The sequence below is a fragment of the Clostridium sp. UBA1652 genome (assembly GCF_002320975.1).
GTDB classification, from domain to species: domain Bacteria; phylum Bacillota; class Clostridia; order Clostridiales; family Clostridiaceae; genus Clostridium_T; species Clostridium_T intestinale.
The window spans coordinates 19,311-37,341 of sequence record NZ_DCLI01000022.1 but is presented as its reverse complement, the minus strand read 5'-3'; the positions used below and the strand labels follow the sequence as shown (position 1 = coordinate 37,341).

The window sequence follows — 18,031 nt, the reverse complement described above, 5'->3', positions numbered from 1 at the left end:
TGTATGAAAATAAATAGTTAAATACTTAACTACTAAAAATCAATATCCCGTGGCATCTTTTCCCTCCCGAAAAATAAACCTTACTTTCTATGGCAGGTCTTCTGGCTTTGATTCTTCCTACTCCCTATCCTTCCCGAAGCTCTCACTTCAGTGGTTCATATAGGTTTCATCCTCAATACAGTAACGGGGGCTGCATGGGCTTTTAACCCATTTCCCTTTTAACCTTTTGAAAAGGCACCATAGAATAACTATTAAATTTTCTTTTATAATATCATATTAACTATAATTCTCGCAACAAATCCAAAAGTATATTATTTAGTTCTCTTGACTTTATTGCAAATCTTACAAAACTATCATTAAGGCCTTTGAAATTAGAGCATTTTCTAATCAGTACTCCCTTTTCTAGCATAATCTCATATAATTTATTTTCATCAATACCCTTTAACTCACATAAAACAAAATTACAGCTTGTTGGTATTACTCTGCTAATTACACTAATATCTTTAAGCTTAGTTAGCATGTAAGGAAGCTCCTCTTTTATCCACTCTTTACTTTTATTTATGTATTCCCTATCCTCATAGGACTTTTCCAATGCTAATTCAGCTAAGGTATTTATATTCCATGGAAGTTGAGAATTTGAAAACTTCTTTAATAGTTCCTTATTGCTAGAAATTCCATATCCAAGCCTAGCTCCTGGCATTCCAAAAAACTTAGTAAATGCTCTTACAATAAATAAGCAAGAGTACTTTCCAACTAAGTTAACCAAGGAGTCCTCTTTATCACAAAACTCTATAAAAGCTTCATCTACAATTACTTTTTTATTATTCTCTTCACAATATTCCAGTAATCCCATAAATTCTTTTCTATCTATTAAATTTCCAGTGGGATTATTAGGATTTCCTATTATTATTCCTTCTAAGTCCTCTAGACTTTTTCTTATTGAAGAATAGTTATATTTAAAATCCTCACTTAAAGGCACAAAAGTAATTCTGTTATCATGTTTCAAAGCAAATTCCTCATACTCCACAAAAGATGGAACTATAATCCCTAAACTTTTAACTGAAGATATAAATAAATCCAAAACCTCCGAAGCACCATTACCTAAAATTATTTCATCCATATCCAAATTAGTCTCATAATATGTTTTTACATAAGTAATAATACTTTCCTTAAGCTTTCTATATTTGTAATCTGGATATCTAACTACGTCTTTATAAATTTCATCTAAAGCTCCTCTAAATTTTCCTGGTACTCCTAATGGATTTATATTAGAGCTAAAATCTAATATTTGTCTTCCTTTTAAAACACCATCTGTGTATATATCACCACCATGCTTATTAGCCAACCCTACCATTCCTTTCCCTATCTTTAAGTATAAATTTCTCTATAGTATAAGCAACTCCATTTTCTTCATTACTCTTTGTTATAAAATTAGCTACTTTTTTAACCTCTTCTTTCGCATTTCCCATAGCAACTCCCAGTCCTGCATATTCAATCATCTCTAAATCATTAATGCCATCGCCTATTGCTATTATTTCTTCTCTTTTTATTCCTAAAATCTCTCCTAAAACTTCTAACCCTTTAGCTTTACTAGAACCCTTGTACATAAATTCTAATAAATGATCCAAGCTTCTTACAACTGCATACTTTTCATGCAATTCCCTGGGAACTACTTTGGTTAGTTCTTCTATATATTTTTCATCACCTTTAACTAAAATCTTTACTAGTTTTTGATCCTCTATTTTATCATTTTGAAAATCTTTTTGAAGTATTTCCATATCAGGATATCTATTAATTTGGTGCTCATGTTCACTTATATCTTCTGTTAATATTCCATTTAAAGTATGCACCTCTATGACAGTCTCTTTTCTTTTATACTTTTTATAGACCTCTTTAAGATTTTTATCTTTAAGACTCTTCTCATAAACTAAAGAATAGTCTTTTGTGTTGTATATTGTACAGCCGTTATTAGCAATTACATACTCTTCTTCACCCTCTAAGCCTAATTCCTCAATCAGTTCTTTTACTGATTGTATTATTCTCCCCGTGGTGATTACTACTTTGACTCCCAGTTTTGCAGCTACATTTATAGCTCTTTTTGTTTCTTTAGTTAACTCCTTATTGTCATTTAGTAAGGTACCATCAATATCTACAGCTACTAACTTATACATTTAAATCTCACTTCCAAAACAAAATTTCTCAAAAACATAAGCTACCCCATCTTCTTCATTACTTTTAGTTATGAAATCAGCCTTATTTTTGATCTCTTCTCGAGCATTTCCCATAGCTACCCCAAGTCCTGCATACTCTATCATATCTAAATCATTAAGTTCATCCCCAATTGAGATAATTTCTTCTCTCTTTATTCCCAAATGCTTCCCTAAAACCTCTATTCCAGATGCCTTTGTGGAACCCTTGTACATAAACTCAAACATATGATTTAAAGCCCTAACAACTGTATACTTCTCTATAAGTTCCTCTGGTATGCTAGAGTACATACCTTCTATTACATGAGACTCACCAAATACTAAAAACTTTAATATCTTATCTTCGTCCTTAACATCCTTCAGGATATCTATTGTTTTTAATTCCATATAGGGCATTCTTTTTTTAGGGAACACAGTTCCAGCATCCTTTTCAACCAATCCACCTTCTGGGACATGAAGTTCTATCTCGGTATTATCCTTTTTCATAAATGGATAAATATATTTTATATCCTTACCTGTTAAAGCTTTTTCATGAATCAAGGAAAAGTCCTTAGTATTATATACAGTTGCTCCATTATCTGCTATAGCATACTCATCTTCTCCTATTAAATTCAACTCTTTAAGATAAGTCATTATTCCAAGTATCGGCCTTCCTGTAGTTATAACTACCTTTATACCCATTTTCATAGCCTTATTTATACATTCTTTATTTCTCTCAGATATTGTTTTATCATTTTTTAATAAAGTTCCGTCTATATCAATTGCAACTAATTTGTACATTTATAACTCTCCTTCCCTTTTAAAATTCAAACCATTTTATACATATATACCTCATATTCATCTATATTCCAAAAGTATACCTATAAATATTATACATTTTTCTAATTATTTTGTAAGATGCTAAGACATATAAGTTGAAATTTCCTCTCTCTATTGATATAATGTAGTTTGTTTTGTTACAGAAATATAATGATTTTATTATAGATACAAAAAATCTTTTAAATTAAAATAAGGAGGAAGCAAAGTGACAGAATTAATTAGAGAAATTCAAAAAAGAAGAACCTTCGCTATCATTTCCCACCCTGATGCTGGTAAAACCACATTAACTGAGAAATTACTTTTATATGGTGGAGCAATAAGACTTGCTGGTTCTGTTAAGGCAAGAAAAGCATCAAAACACGCAGTATCAGACTGGATGGAAATAGAAAAGCAAAGAGGAATATCTGTTACCTCCTCTGTTATGCAATTTAATTACGATGGATACTGTATAAACATATTAGATACGCCTGGGCATCAGGACTTCTCTGAAGATACATATAGAACACTAATGGCTGCCGATTCAGCTGTTATGGTTATAGATGCTGCTAAGGGAGTTGAGGATCAGACAAAAAAACTATTCCATGTTTGTGCATTAAGAGGTATTCCTATATTTACTTTTATAAACAAAATGGATAGAGAAGCTCAAGATCCTTTCCAACTATTAGAAGACATCGAAAGAGAGCTTGGAATAAAATCTTATCCAATGAACTGGCCTATAGGTTCAGGTAAAGATTTTAAAGGAGTTTATGAAAGAGATAAAGAAGCTATAGCGATCTTTAATTCTGGAAATCATGGGCAAACAGAAGTAGAAATGATGGAGGGATCAATTGATGATCCAAACTTTAGAAGCTTCTTAGGTGATGGACTTCATGACAAACTTAAAGAAGATATAGAATTATTAGATATAGCTGGTGATGATTTTGATATAGAAAAAGTAAAAGATGGGGATCTTACTCCTGTATTCTTTGGATCAGCTCTTACAAACTTTGGGGTAGAATTATTTTTACAACACTTTTTAAAATTAACATCTTCTCCACTACCAAGAAACTCAAGCAATGGAGAAATAGATCCTTTCAGCGAAGATTTTTCTGCTTTCGTATTTAAGATACAGGCTAATATGAATAAGGCTCATAGAGATAGAATTGCCTTTATGAGAATTTGTTCTGGAAAATTTGACAAAGGTCTTGATGTTAATCATATTCAAGGCGGCAAAAAAATGAAATTATCTCAACCTCAACAATTCTTAGCACAAGATAGGGAAATAATTGAGGAGGCATATGCTGGAGATATTATAGGTGTATTTGATCCTGGCATATTCTCTATTGGGGATACTTTATGTTCAGGTAAAAACAAATTTAAATTTGAAGGAATTCCAACCTTCGCTCCAGAACATTTTGCTAGAGTAAGACCTATAGACACTATGAAGAGAAAGCAATTTATAAAAGGTGTTTCTCAAATAGCTCAAGAAGGAGCTATTCAAGTATTTAAAGAAATCCATGTTGGTATGGAAGAAATCATAGTTGGAGTTGTAGGTGTACTTCAGTTTGAAGTTTTAGAGTATAGATTAAAAAGTGAATATAATGTTGATATAAAAATGGATAGACTAGCTTATCGCTATGTTAGATGGATTGAAAATACAAACATAGATATGGATAGCCTTAACCTAACCTCAGATACTAAAAAAGTTAAAGACTTTAAAGATAGAAACCTACTTATATTCCAAAATGATTGGGGTATATCTTGGGCTTTAGATCATAACAAAGGTATAGTATTATCTGATGTAGGTAAAAATGACGATTAATTTAATTTAAAAGATGGCTTAGTCCATCTTTTTTTCAATTATTAAATGGGTTACTCTACCTTTTCCATAGCTTATCATCAAACTTTTTCATATCTTCTCAAGAGCCTAATTTTAACTTTTACCCTGTTGAGGCTTCGTCTTAAGCCTCTTTAAAGTCCTTCTCTAACCTCTTATCTTAAAAATAATAGACAAGCCCTGAAAAACACACCTATCAAATAATAGTTCAGACGACATTCTTATATTACGATATTACGACATTACGACATTACGACATTACGACATTACGACATTACGACATTACGACATAGGGTAGTCTACCTTTTCTGCCAGCTCATTATTCAGTTTTTTCTAAAATACTTTTAATTTTAAAAAATGATATATTCTTGAATTTCTAATTTCCATCATACCGCTGCTCCAATGTTCCACTGTTTTGCTGTTTCTATGCACATCTATTCTGTAGAGACTTCTTCCCTAGTCTCGTTAGATTCCTTTTTACCAATATAAAAAAGGATTATATTGAAGCTGCACTACTTCTCTGTAGAGACTTCTTCACCAGTCTCATTAGATTCCTTTTAACTTCTGACCTGTAGAGACTTCTCCCCAAGCTCCATTAGATTCCTTTACCAATATAAAAGAGGATTAGATTGAAGCTAAGGAGCGCTTCTACCGAATAGTAGTGCAATTCTTCAATTCTTCAATTCTTCAATTCTTCAATTCTTCAATTCTTCAATAGTGATTTTGGCTTTTCCGTAATTTATTAGCAAGCTTTTTATCAAAATATATTATTAAATTTTTAAAAAGGATTATATTATTGAATTTCTAATTTCCATTATGCCGCTTTTCCTATTAACTGCTGCCCTATAGAGGCTTAAAGGATTAGATCAACTCTGAAAAAATCTTCTATCACATATAAATATTTGATTTTTAATAACATTTATAAAAAGTTAATTTTTTAATTTTTAGAGGTTGACAATGTTTTACAGGAATGTTATCCTAAGAAAGAATTAATTTTAATTATTATAAGGAGGTAGGAAACATGTTAACAATTATTAGATTTAGAAACTTTAGTAACTTAATAGAATTAAATAATTTTATCGATAGTCCTGTCTCTTTTAGTGTAACCATCAAGTAAAAGGGTATTTTTAACCGTGGACTATCGCTCCATGGTTTTTTTATGGGCTTTTTGCCCTCTATTTTAGCCGTGGAGTTTCCACGGCTTTTATTATTTTTTAGGTAATTATGTACATTATTGTTATAGATATTTTTCTTAGATTCATTAAAAACTCTATTGCAATCTATGTACCCTAAAAAATAATAAAGAGAATTGAGCGCCTACAAGGACTAGATTAATTGAATACTTGTAGGTGGCTATTTTTTCTTCACATGCGTTCAGAAAGGCAGATGCGTGAAAGATTTAATGAGATTTTCTAGAAAATCTCTAAATGGCAGATGCGCAAAAAAAATTGACGGCTCCAAAGTCGCCTTGACAATTTTTTTATTTTAAGAGGAGGTTTTAGTTAATGAAACGAGTTATGAATTATGTGTTTAGGTATAAATTAATTTTACTTGTACCTAGTATATCAATGCTTTTAGTTATAATTGCTTGTATGTTTGAGCCCTACTTTCAAAAGCTTTTTATAGACAAGGTTATAGCTAATGGGGAAAGAAATTTAATTCCCTATTTAATAGGTGGAATATTAATAATCAATATTATAAAGGCCCTTTTTGGTTATATAAAAGAGTATTTGTTTGATTATTTATCAGTGAAAGTTACAAAGGATTTGAAGGAGGATTTGTTTAATCATATTCAAAGGCTTCCCTTTAAATATTTTGACACAATGAATACTGGTGAGCTTATGTCTAGAATTGGAGAAGACGTAGAGAATATCTGGAGAACCATCAGCTTTGGACTTAGATTATTTTTTGAAAATGCCCTATATTTTATTTTCAGTACAGTAATTCTTTTTTACTTAAACTGGAAACTTGCACTTGCTTGTCTAGTTATAATGCTACCAATAGCCCTTATAGCTATGAAACTTGAAAAGAAAATGCTTGATTCTTTTGAACAAATAAGTGATCAGGGAGCTATCATTAATACAACAGCTCAAGAAAATATAGCTGGTGTTAGATTGGTTAAAGCTTTTGGAAGAGAAAAACATGAAATATTAAAATTCCTTAAGATGAACAAGCAGAATTATAAACTTAACATGGAACAGGCAAAGATAATTGCAGATTTCTTCCCTCCAATAGAACTACTTACTAATATATCTTTAGTAATCATGGTTGCTTTAGGTGGAATGCTAGTTATAACAAAGGAAATATCTTTAGGAACTTTGGTGGCTTTCAGTGGATATATTTGGAACTTAATTTGGCCTATGAGAATGCTTGGATGGCTTACAAATATGATTGCCCAAAACAACGCATCTGCTAATAAAATCTTTAAGATAATGGATATAGATCCAGCTATCAAAGATTCAGACAACCCACTATTCCCTGCTTCGCTAAGGGGAAATATTAAATTTAAAAATGTTTCTTTTAAGTATAGAAAAGAAGAGATATTAAAAAATATTGATTTAGATATTCCTGCTGGCAGTACAGTTGCCCTTATGGGTACAACAGGTTCTGGAAAGACATCTATAATAAATCTTTTGGGAAGATATTACGATGTATCAGAAGGTAAGGTTCTTATTGATGGTATTGATGTTAGGAATATTAAACTTGATATTTTAAGAAATGCTATATCTATAGTGCCTCAAGATGTATTTTTATTCTCTGATACTATTGAAGAAAATATACGTTTTGGTAATAGAAATGCTAATGATGAAGAGCTATTACAGGCTTCTACCCTTGCCTGTGCTAGTGAATTTATTTCTGAACTTTCAGATGGTTACGCAACTATTATAGGTGAAAGAGGTCTTGGTTTGTCTGGTGGACAAAAACAAAGAATCTCTATAGCAAGAGCTTTAGTTAGAAAAGCACCAATATTAATTCTAGATGACGCAACTTCAGCACTAGATATGGAAACAGAATTTCAACTATTAAAAAATCTTAATACTTTAAATAATAGTTCCACTGTTTTTATTATTGCACACAGAATTTCCGCTGTTAAAAATGCTGATATTATCTTGTTCTTAGATAACGGTCGAGTTATAGAAAAAGGAACTCATGAAGAGCTTCTAAAATTAAAAGGAAAATATTACGAAGTATATAAAGAACAATTTAAAGATTTTGAGACTATTACTCAGGAGGTGATTGCATGAGTATAAATAGTATAAAAGAAGATGAAATGGTCTTAACCCTTTCTAGATCTAAGGTGCTTAAGAATTTATTTTCTTACCTTAAACCCTATGCTTTAAAGATTTTTATTGTAATTAGTTTATTGGTATTTATAATGATTATAGGTTTATTAAATCCTTATTTTCTTAAAATATCTATAGATAAATATGTTGCAAACAGTGATTTTAATGGATTAATTATAATGGCTATATTATTTATAGCTTTAAATATAGGCTCTATGATAGCCTCAAGAATAAGAATACTAATGATGTCTTCTGTTACTAATAACGCTTTAGTAAGTATAAGAAATGACTTATACTCGCATATTCAGAAATTAGGTTTTCAGTTTTTTGACTCAAGACCAGTAGGTAAAATATTAGCTAGAGTTATAGGGGATGTTAATGCCCTTGGAGACTTATTTACAAACAGTGTAACTAGTTTAATTCCTGAATTATTAAGCTTAATTTGTGTAACTATTATAATGTTTTTCATGAATGTTAAATTGGCCCTAGCTTCTATTACTCTACTTCCTATACTAGCTGTTCTTATGTTTTCTATAGAAATAGCTTCAAGGAAAAGATGGGTTGCTTATAGAAGTAAGCGTTCTAATTTAAATGCATATACTCATGAGAACTTTTCAGGGGTAAAAATTGTCCAAGGTTTCGGTAATGAACCTTTAACTAAAAAGAATTTCTCTGGCCTTTTAGATGACATGCTTAATAAATTTATGGAAGCTGTTAGATATAATGATTTCTTTTGGCCTTTAGTTGAACTATCTTGGGGAATTGGAACTATAATAGTCTTTTTAAATGGAATAAAACTGTTGGACTCCAATGAGATAACAATGGGAACCTTAATAGCTTTTACTATGTATATAGGAATGTTTTGGAGACCTATAATTAATATAAGTAACTTCTATAACACACTTATTACTAACTTCTCAGCAGCTCAAAGAATATTTGAAATAATGAGCATAAATCCAGATATCTATTCTATTGAGAAGGCTGAAAAATTCCCAGAGATTAAAGGAAATGTTGAGTTTAAAAATGTTTCCTTTAGCTATGATAACAAAACTAAAGTTTTAAATAATGTTAGCTTTAAGGCTAATAAGGGACAAAATATAGCCTTAGTTGGTCCTACTGGAGCTGGTAAAACTACTATTGTTAATTTAATAAGTAGATTTTATGACGCTACAGAAGGAAGTGTTCTAGTAGATGGTAAAGATATTAAGAAAATGGATTTAGAATCCTTACGTTCTCAGATGGGAATAATGCTTCAAGATACCTTCCTCTTCTCTTCTACCATTAAGGAAAATATCCGTTATGGTAAATTAGATGCTACAGATGAGGAAGTAATAGCTGCTGCTAAAGCAGTTAATGCTCATGATTTTATTATTAAGCTTGAGAATGGATATGATACAGGAGTCAGTGAAAGAGGTTCAAAACTTTCTGTAGGGCAAAGGCAATTGATTTCTTTCGCTAGAGCACTACTTGCTAACCCTAGGATATTAATCTTAGATGAAGCCACTTCAAATATTGATACCTATACAGAAAAACTTGTACAACAAGGTATTGAAAAATTATTAGCCGGAAGAACTTCTTTCGTAATTGCTCATAGATTATCTACTATAAGAGATTGTGATAAAATCATGGTAATCGATGATGGAAGAATAGTTGAAAGTGGAACCCATGATGAATTAATATCATTAAAAGGATCTTATTATAACCTATATACTTCACAATATAAGTTAATGAATGAAGGTGCCTAAGGTCAATTGTTCATAAATAAAAGAGCTGTAAGTTAGAATTTATCTATTAGCTTACAGCTCTTAATTACTCTTTGTAGGTTTTAATTTCATATATTAAAACAAAAATAAGTGTAACTATTAACACCTGCAAAAATACCGTAGTTTTTAAATGATCCCTAATAAATATAATTATTATATTAGAGATCTTAGGAATAAACATAACAATTACCCCAAAAAACGAAAGTACATTTATAATCATGTATATAGCTTTTTTCTTAATTCCAATTGTTGAAAAAAATAGTGTCAATGGTTCTGTTATTACCTTGCTTCCATCTAAAGGTGGTATAGGTATCAGGTTTATAATAAATAGCACAAAATTAATTATTATCACTTCGTTTAATATTACTGATTTTACGCTGTCCATTTCTTCAGTTAATAGTAGAGTAAAGCTTGTATTATAAAATGATAGATTATCATAACTTAGATAATTTCTAACAAGTAAAATAGAGTCCCCTATTATTGATGTTACTATATTTAAGTCACCCTTCGCAAAAACAACTAAACCTAAAATGCTTATTATTAAGTTTACAAATACACCACTTAAGGAAATTATTATCTTCTTATATAATTCTAAATCCTCATATTCTTCCTCAAAAGGTATTACTGAACCTCCAACTGGAATCAGTTTAAAATTAAACTCTGCTTCTCTTATAAAGAAATGTAATATTGTTTTTCCAACTCCTATATCATAACTTCTCACTTTCACTTTAAATATAACAAATGCTAGTAGATGCCCTAATTCATGCATTACTATGGACATATATAGTATAATTAATAAAATTAATTCATTCACTTTATCTCCTTATAATCTAATACTCATTAATGTTTTATATCTACTATACTTCATAAATATATTTATACTTTATTTTGAGATTTTATGATTATAATGTAAAAAGACTACAAAAGCTTTTATAATATAGCCTTTGTAGTCTTTAATATTAAAGTGCAAATTTGTTTATAGCCTTAGCTACTCCTGAATTATTATTTGTATCAGTTACATAGCCAGCTAGTTCCTTTACCTCTTCTGTAGCATTTCCCATTGCTACACCTAAACCTGCATAAGTTAACATAGAGATGTCATTTTCATTATCTCCTATGCACATTATCTCTTCTTTATCTATTCCAAGAATTTCTCCAAAAGCTTTTACTCCTTTTCCTTTTGAAGTTCCCTCAGCCATTATCTCTACATTCTGCCATCCTGAGCTAACTACTTCTAATCCACCTACTGCTTGTAGTTCTTCCTTTATTTTAGCTAGAAGCTCTGTGTTTTCGGTGATTACGATAGCTTTTAAAATTTCATCCTTATATATATCATAAGCTTCTCTAAAGTCTTTATGTATTCCAAACTTTACTTGTAAGTTATCTGGAGCTATCTTATTAGATATCACATACCCATGATTTTCTGGAGGCTCTGCATTTGTAATCATGGTGTTATAAGTGTTAAAGTATTTCTTTATATCATATTTTTCTATTACATCACAAACCTTATTGAATTGTTCTCTGTTAAAGGGATGTTTATATATTACTTTATCTTCATCCTTTTCCCTTATATATGTTCCATTAGATGCTATTATAGAAGCCTTTATTCCTAGTACCTCTGCATATTGGCTTGCTGCTATAAAAGATCTTCCAGTAGTTATAGCTATCTTGATTCCCTTATCTATAGCATTTTTTAATGCTATCTTATTCTCTTCGCTAACCTCATGGTTGTCATTTAATAATGTCCCATCCATGTCTATACATATAAGTTTATATTTCATTCCCTCACTCCCTGAACTTTTGATTACTTTTATCGCTTTTTTATTATACACTAAAAATATATTATTTACTAATTTAAAAAGAGATAAGGATGCATCCTTATCTCTATACTAATACTATATTAAGCTTTCCATAATCCGTGAAGATTGCAATATTCTCTAACTGCTAATATTTCTTCGTCTACTTCAAATGTAGCTTCTGGCTTGTCCTGTGGTGTTAAATTCTTTCTAAGTACCTTAGTTGGAGTTACTACTTCAATCCATTGAATAAGATGGGCATCTGTCATTGGATGTTCTACTGAACCTACTACTACATGTACTCCTCCGTCTATTTTAGTTACTACTGGAATGTGTTTTTCTACTGCCGCTTCTTGAGTATTTTCAACTAAAAGCTTCATAGGTGAGCCGCAACATACTAATGTTCCACCTCCTGCATTTAAAACTTCCACAATATTACCACATATTGGGCACTTGTACACTTCATTTTTTGTTATCATAAAAACTCCTCCTTATGCATATGAAAATTATTATTTAATAGTAATTATTACCTATATGTATTATAGTTCAATTCCCTATGATTTACAATAGTAATTTTATATTTTTAGCTAAAAATATATTTAGAAGGGAGGTTCTAAAATGAAAAAAGATAAATCCATAATAACTAATAAAAATAAAATATACCTACCAAATGACAGAGATTTTTATGAGCCAGATGAGCATGATTTAAAAAGCTATTCTCCTAATGGAGAATATACAATTTTACCTGATCCTACTAAGGATCCAATTGTTTCGAACAACATATCTTGGATGGAATTCGATTATACAGACCAAAGTTTATATAAAGAAGATTAAAAAAATGGAGGAATTAAAAATATTCCTCCATTTTTATTAAAGTTTATAAAATTCCTCAAATGATTTTATGCAATAGTAGTGATCTTTAACACCACCAAGCTCTCTTATAGAGTGCATGCCTAATACAGGATTTCCCATATCTACTGACCTTATATTTAGATGTGTAGAATTTATAGGACCTATGGTTGAGCCACCTCTGGAATCAGAGCGGTTTGCAAATTTTTGATATGGAACTCCTGCTTTTTTGCATATCATTTCATATACTGCTGAAGATTCAGCATCAGTAGTATAACTTTGAGACGCAGCTACTTTTATAACTGGTCCTCCATTTATGACTGGTCTTAACTGTGGATCATGTTTTTCTCCATAGTTAGGATGAACTGCATGAGCTAAGTCAGCAGATATTATAAAGCTTTTAGCTAAACTTCTTAAGTAATCTTCTCTATCTCCTTTAAGAGCTATTACTATTCTCTCTAATACGCTTGCTAATAATTCTGAGTCAGCTCCCTGTTTTGTTGAGCTTCCTACCTCTTCGTTATCAAAACATGCAAGTACATTCGTTCCTTTAAATGATTTAACTTCTGTTAATGCTTTTAATCCAGCATGAACCATAGATAAGTCATCTAGCCTAGCAGAACTAATAAATTCTTCCTTTAATCCTATTAAACTACCTTTTTCAAATTCATATGGAAATAAGTCAAAATCAATTATTTCTTCTTTAGATACATTAAGCTCTTCACTAATAACTTGGAGTAATAGATTATCTTTTTCTAAACTATCATTTATCATAGTCATAAGTGGTAGTACATCTTTTTGTCTATTTATTTCTACCCCTTGATTTACATTTCTATTCATGTGAATTGCAAGACTAGGTATTATTAAAATCGGTTTATTTATATTTATAAATTCTATTTTAGGATAAAGTGGATTGTCACTTTTTAATGTTACTCTTCCTGCAAGAGCTAGAGGTCTATCAAACCAAGTAGCTAGTATAGGTCCACCATAAACTTCAGTATTTAGCTTTAAATATACATTTTCAGCTATCATTTCCGGTCTTGGTTTTATTCTAAAACCGGGTGAATCTGTATGCGCTCCTATAATCTTAAAACCTTTTTCTTGTGGTGCATCTTCTCCAAGTATAAATGCTATTAATGCAGAGTCATTTTTCTTTACAAAGTATTTTCCATCTTTTTTTAACTTCCACTTATCTTCTTCTTTTAATTCTTTAAACCCTTGCTTCATTAAGATTTCTGAAATATTTTCTACAGCATGGAAAGCTGTAGGAGAATCATATAAGAAGTCTAATAATTCTTTTGCAATAACTTTTTCCATGTTAGTCACCTTCTCTTTTATATCTTTTGTTATAATTATAAATTCCCTTAATAATTAATACCTATACTTTAAAGATTTTTTATAATATTTTTATATAATCTTTGCTAACATAACCTTCTTTTGTTCCAGTTGAAGTACTGTATTTAATTTTATACCAGTTTCCTTCAGTTGAAATTACTTGAACCTTTTGATTGTTTAGTAAGTATCCTACAACATAAGTATTATTTCCTGCTCCTTGTCGTACATTTAAATTTGATGTTATATTTATTACTTGCCCAGTTTTTTCAGTTTGTGAATTATTTGATGTATTTGAAGTAGTCTTTTCTACATACTGTGAACTAACAAAACCTTCTTTGCTTCCATCATATTTAACTTTATACCAACCTGAAGACTCACCTGTTATCTCTACTTCTTGTCCATTTTTCAATGAACCTGTAACTCCATAATTGGTTCCAGCTCCACTTCTAACATTCAAATATGATGTTACATCTTTTATCTTCCCTTTTGAACTACCTGTATTGGAATTATTATTTGGAGTTGATGGTTGTTGAGGAGTTGGAGTATTTCCTGTATTGTTTTCAGTAACCTTCTCTATGTATTGCTTGCTTACAAAACCTTCTTTTGTAGATCCATTTAGTGAGAATTTTATTTTAAACCAATCTCCTAACGCTCCAGTTACCTCTACCTCTTGTCCATTTTGTAAAGAACCTATAACACCATTATTAGTTCCTGCTCCACTTCTTACATTTAAGTATGAAGTTATATTCTTTACTTTAGCTTTATAGGAAGTTGGTGTTGGTGTCTGTTCACCATTTCCGCTATTGTTACCAGTATTGGAATTGCCGCTATTTCCATCTATTGAAATATATTCCCCGATTACGTATCCCTGTATTCCTTTTGAAGAAGTAATCTTAAACCAAGTTCCATTTTTCTCTTCAATAGTAACCGTCTCTCCATTTAATATGTATCCAACAACTCCATAATTTGTTCCTGCTCCACTTCTAATTCTTAGATTAGTAGATACATTAACTACTTTTCCAGTTTGCTTTACTACTGGTGTTTCTGGAGTTGTTGGGTTTGTAGGTGTATCTGGCTTAGTTGTTACAACCTCTTTTTTAGCATCTTGTATTAATTTATATATAACTTGTCCATATGTAGCATTTGCATTAACAGCTGCTTCTAAAGATGAATATTTTGTTTTATCATAACCTGGTACAGCCCATTTACCTGAAAGTTCTTCTAAAGTTTGGGCACTACCTTTAGTTACATACTTGTATCTAGTATCAACAACTTCTTGCTTAAGTACGTCACTTGTAGCATAAGCTTTTAGATGTTGGATTTGGGCTCTTATCCCAATTCTTACGCTGCTAAATGTATTTCTTTCATCACCATTTCCAGTAGCACCTAACCCTGAGAAATTATTGTCCTCTGGTTTTACTATTCCACCATATTGGAAATATCCTGTTTCATGTAATGATTGTGCGATTACTATGTCTGCTCTAACTCCCTCTATAGCACTTTCTTCATAAGCTATATCTACAAATTCTTCAATAGTAGAATTTAGTTTATAACTAATATTCTTATTCTTCAAGAACTGCTTAAATTGTTCCTTTGTAACTTCAGAAGTTCCAATAATATTATGTCTGTCTTTAATAAGGTCAACTATAGTTTTTTCAACTTCTGGCTCTTTTTCTGGCTCAGTTGGAGTCGTTGAGTTATCAATTATTTGTATATAGCTATTACTTACATAACCGCTTTTTCCATTATAGTTTATTTCATACCATCCATTTAAAGAGTTTTTAATCTCTACTTCATCTCCATTTTTAAGACTTCCTATTACACTTGCTGAATTTGACGCTCCTCCTCTTACATTAAGAGTTGATGATATATTAATAACTTTACCTTTTTTATTTTCAGTTGAAGGAGTATTATTATTTGGCTTTTCTTCTTCAAAAGAACTACTTTTTATATAATCTTTATATACATAACCTATAACATCATAGTTGTAGCTGTTACTAGTTACTTTAGCTCTAACCTTATACCAACCATTTTCTTCTTTAAATATATCAACCTTTTGTCCTAGTTTTAGAGAAGTTAATACTTCCGATGAAGTTGATGGTGATTTTCTTAGATTTACTGAAGTAGATACATTATAAACCTCTCCTGTAGCAGTAACTTTTTCATCTGTAGGTGCTGATGCGTTTTCATTTCCAATAGCTGACTTTAGATAATCCCACAATTGAGGTTTGTCCCATATCATATATTTAGGACATATCTTTCCCGTTACATCATAATGTCTAACAACATTTTGAGCTGGTATGGCATACTTCTCCATTAGATACTTGGTTAATGCAATCCCATTCTCTAAAGTTTTATTAAAGTCATTATCTACATTTACACATAATTCTATTCCAATAGTGTTGGAGTTATTTATTATAGGATTACTTTTATCTCCTACATGCCATCCTCTCCAATTATTTTCTAATACCTGAATTATATTATTTTGATCCACGGTGTAGTGTGCCGAAGCTTGTGCATCTGGATGGTTTGCAAAATAATCCCTATTAGCTTGTGCATTTGCCCCAAATTTCCTATTATCTGTATCATGTATTACAATATACCTTGGAACTGTTGTTACTCCTTTTGAGTAATTTATATCTATAAGTTGTTTACTTAATTTAATTCCGTTTAGTGTAGGTGTGGAACTTGTACCCTGACCTTGAGTACTATTATCTGTATTTGTTGCAGCTTGAGCAATTTCTACTGAATGTGCCACATTAGCTATAATAGTAGACGACAATATAAGTGCTGATATTTTCTTCTTATTCATTGTTCTTCACTATTCTCCCTATTCTCTATAATATTCCTAAAAACTCTTACGAAAATTATACCATAAAATTATGTAATTTTTATATAAATAAATTTAATTTGATAATTAATACTTATTTAAGATAGAATAATTATAAAGTATTAATTTAGAATGGGGTGTATTAAATGATTTCAAACAAGCTAGTATCTCTATTTATAAAAAATAGTGATGACATTAGTAATGACAGGGTTAGAAACTCCTATGGACTACTAGCAGGTATTATTGGAATAATTATTAATATTATTTTATTTGTAATAAAGTTATCAGTTGGACTTCTATCAAGTAGTATTGCAATACTTGCTGATGCCTTCAACAATCTATCTGACGCAGCATCTTCCGTAATAACTATATTTGGGTTTATTATGAGTTCAAAACCTGCTGATGCTGAACATCCATTTGGCCATGGAAGAATGGAGTACATCTCTGCTCTCATTGTTGCTTTTATGGTGATGCTAGTAGGTGTACAATTTATAAAATCCTCTGTTGAGAGAATATTAAATCCTGAACCGGTTGTTTTTGAACTAATTCCATTTCTACTTCTATTAGCTTCTATAGTTTTTAAGTTATGGTTATCCAGCTTTAATAAACTTATTGGCAACAAAATAAATTCTACAGCTCTAAAAGCTACTGCTGTAGATGCACTTGGTGATGTAGTGACTACAACCGTTGTTGTATTCTCTTTTTTAGTGTCAAAATTTATAACTTTTCCTATAGATGGTTATATAGGAGTAGTGGTTGCATTAGCTATACTTTACTCTGGTTTTTCATTAGTTAAAGAAACTATAACACCACTTTTAGGAGCACCTGCTGATCCTGGCTTAGTAAAAGATATAGAAGATAATGTTTTATCTTATCAGTACATAACTGGAGTTCATGATTTAGTTATTCACAACTATGGTCCTGGTAAAACCATGGCTTCTATACATGCAGAAATACCTAGCGATATAAATATCATGAAGATTCACGATATAATAGATACTGCTGAGAGAGAAATATCTGAGAATCTTAAAATTTATTTAGTTATTCACATGGATCCTATTTGTATAGAGACAGAAGAAATAGCTGCTACAAAAGTTGATGTAGACATTATAGTAAGTTCCTACCCAATGATAAAATCTATTCATGATTTTAGGATAGTTGGTGAAGGAGAGAAAAAAAATTTAATTTTTGACATAGTAGTCAATTATCATTTGTTAAAAAAACAAACCACTGAAGATGATTTGAAAAATAATATTATCGATGCTATCAAAGAAAAGCACCCTCATTATAACTGTATAATTACAATAGATCACGATTATAATGAATAAAGAA

The 18,031-nt window shown here is 30.7% G+C and carries 13 protein-coding genes and 1 riboswitch; of the genes, 5 read left to right on the top strand and 8 right to left on the bottom strand.

Annotated features, from left to right (window positions below; all coding sequences use genetic code 11):
- Window positions 1-74 precede the first annotated feature (74 nt).
- A riboswitch (cobalamin riboswitch) is annotated at window positions 75-257 on the bottom strand.
- 23 nt (window positions 258-280) lie between these two features.
- The 3 genes from B3N22_RS03705 to B3N22_RS03695 are packed head-to-tail and all read right to left on the bottom strand — an operon-like array spanning window position 281 to window position 2,987.
- Window positions 281-1,345 (bottom strand): pyridoxal phosphate-dependent aminotransferase, encoded by a 1,065-nt coding sequence (locus B3N22_RS03705; RefSeq protein WP_286904957.1) that lies wholly within the window; start codon window positions 1,343-1,345, stop codon window positions 281-283.
- Window positions 1,338-2,171: a Cof-type HAD-IIB family hydrolase gene (locus tag B3N22_RS03700; RefSeq protein WP_286904955.1), complete on the bottom strand. Its 834-nt coding sequence runs from the start codon at window positions 2,169-2,171 to the stop codon at window positions 1,338-1,340. Before B3N22_RS03700 ends, B3N22_RS03705 begins: the two co-directional genes overlap by 8 nt.
- Window positions 2,172-2,987 (bottom strand): Cof-type HAD-IIB family hydrolase, encoded by an 816-nt coding sequence (locus tag B3N22_RS03695; RefSeq protein ID WP_286904953.1) that lies wholly within the window; start codon window positions 2,985-2,987, stop codon window positions 2,172-2,174.
- Window positions 2,988-3,231: 244 nt separating this feature from the next.
- On the opposite strand from B3N22_RS03695, the gene B3N22_RS03690 reads away from it, so the two are divergent.
- The 3 genes from B3N22_RS03690 to B3N22_RS03680 all read left to right on the top strand — a co-directional run bounded on the left by B3N22_RS03690 (window position 3,232) and on the right by B3N22_RS03680 (window position 9,871).
- Window positions 3,232-4,827, top strand: coding sequence for a peptide chain release factor 3 (locus tag B3N22_RS03690; protein ID WP_286904952.1), 1,596 nt, complete (start codon window positions 3,232-3,234; stop codon window positions 4,825-4,827).
- A 1,520-nt stretch (window positions 4,828-6,347) separates the two neighbouring features.
- Window positions 6,348-8,087, top strand: coding sequence for an ABC transporter ATP-binding protein (locus B3N22_RS03685; protein ID WP_286904950.1), 1,740 nt, complete (start codon window positions 6,348-6,350; stop codon window positions 8,085-8,087).
- Window positions 8,084-9,871 (top strand): ABC transporter ATP-binding protein, encoded by a 1,788-nt coding sequence (locus B3N22_RS03680; protein WP_286904949.1) that lies wholly within the window; start codon window positions 8,084-8,086, stop codon window positions 9,869-9,871. Before B3N22_RS03685 ends, B3N22_RS03680 begins: the two co-directional genes overlap by 4 nt.
- Window positions 9,872-9,935: 64 nt before the next feature.
- On the opposite strand, the gene B3N22_RS03675 is transcribed toward B3N22_RS03680, so the two are convergent.
- The 3 genes from B3N22_RS03675 to B3N22_RS03665 all read right to left on the bottom strand — a co-directional run bounded on the left by B3N22_RS03675 (window position 9,936) and on the right by B3N22_RS03665 (window position 12,164).
- Window positions 9,936-10,703 carry a M50 family metallopeptidase gene (locus B3N22_RS03675; RefSeq protein WP_286904947.1) on the bottom strand — a complete coding sequence of 256 codons (768 nt, stop codon included), beginning with the start codon at window positions 10,701-10,703 and terminating at the stop codon, window positions 9,936-9,938.
- A 145-nt stretch (window positions 10,704-10,848) separates the two neighbouring features.
- Window positions 10,849-11,670, bottom strand: coding sequence for a Cof-type HAD-IIB family hydrolase (locus B3N22_RS03670; RefSeq protein ID WP_286904946.1), 822 nt, complete (start codon window positions 11,668-11,670; stop codon window positions 10,849-10,851).
- A 119-nt stretch (window positions 11,671-11,789) separates the two neighbouring features.
- Complete coding sequence (locus B3N22_RS03665; RefSeq protein WP_286904945.1) at window positions 11,790-12,164, bottom strand: desulfoferrodoxin; 375 nt, start codon at window positions 12,162-12,164, stop codon at window positions 11,790-11,792.
- 139 nt (window positions 12,165-12,303) lie between these two features.
- Here B3N22_RS03665 and B3N22_RS03660 point away from each other — a divergent pair, with 139 nt between their 5' ends.
- Window positions 12,304-12,519 carry a hypothetical protein gene (locus B3N22_RS03660; RefSeq protein ID WP_286904943.1) on the top strand — a complete coding sequence of 72 codons (216 nt, stop codon included), beginning with the start codon at window positions 12,304-12,306 and terminating at the stop codon, window positions 12,517-12,519.
- 36 nt (window positions 12,520-12,555) lie between these two features.
- Here the strand turns inward: B3N22_RS03660 and B3N22_RS03655 are convergent, their stop codons facing one another.
- Window positions 12,556-13,851, bottom strand: a complete 1,296-nt coding sequence (locus tag B3N22_RS03655) for a M18 family aminopeptidase (RefSeq protein WP_286904942.1) — start codon at window positions 13,849-13,851, stop codon at window positions 12,556-12,558.
- Window positions 13,852-13,930: 79 nt separating this feature from the next.
- Window positions 13,931-16,681 carry an SH3 domain-containing protein gene (locus tag B3N22_RS03650; protein WP_286904941.1) on the bottom strand — a complete coding sequence of 917 codons (2,751 nt, stop codon included), beginning with the start codon at window positions 16,679-16,681 and terminating at the stop codon, window positions 13,931-13,933.
- 164 nt (window positions 16,682-16,845) lie between these two features.
- Between B3N22_RS03650 and B3N22_RS03645 the strand changes: the two genes are divergently transcribed.
- Window positions 16,846-18,027: a cation diffusion facilitator family transporter gene (locus tag B3N22_RS03645; protein ID WP_286904940.1), complete on the top strand. Its 1,182-nt coding sequence runs from the start codon at window positions 16,846-16,848 to the stop codon at window positions 18,025-18,027.
- The last annotated feature ends 4 nt before the right edge of the window (window positions 18,028-18,031 follow it).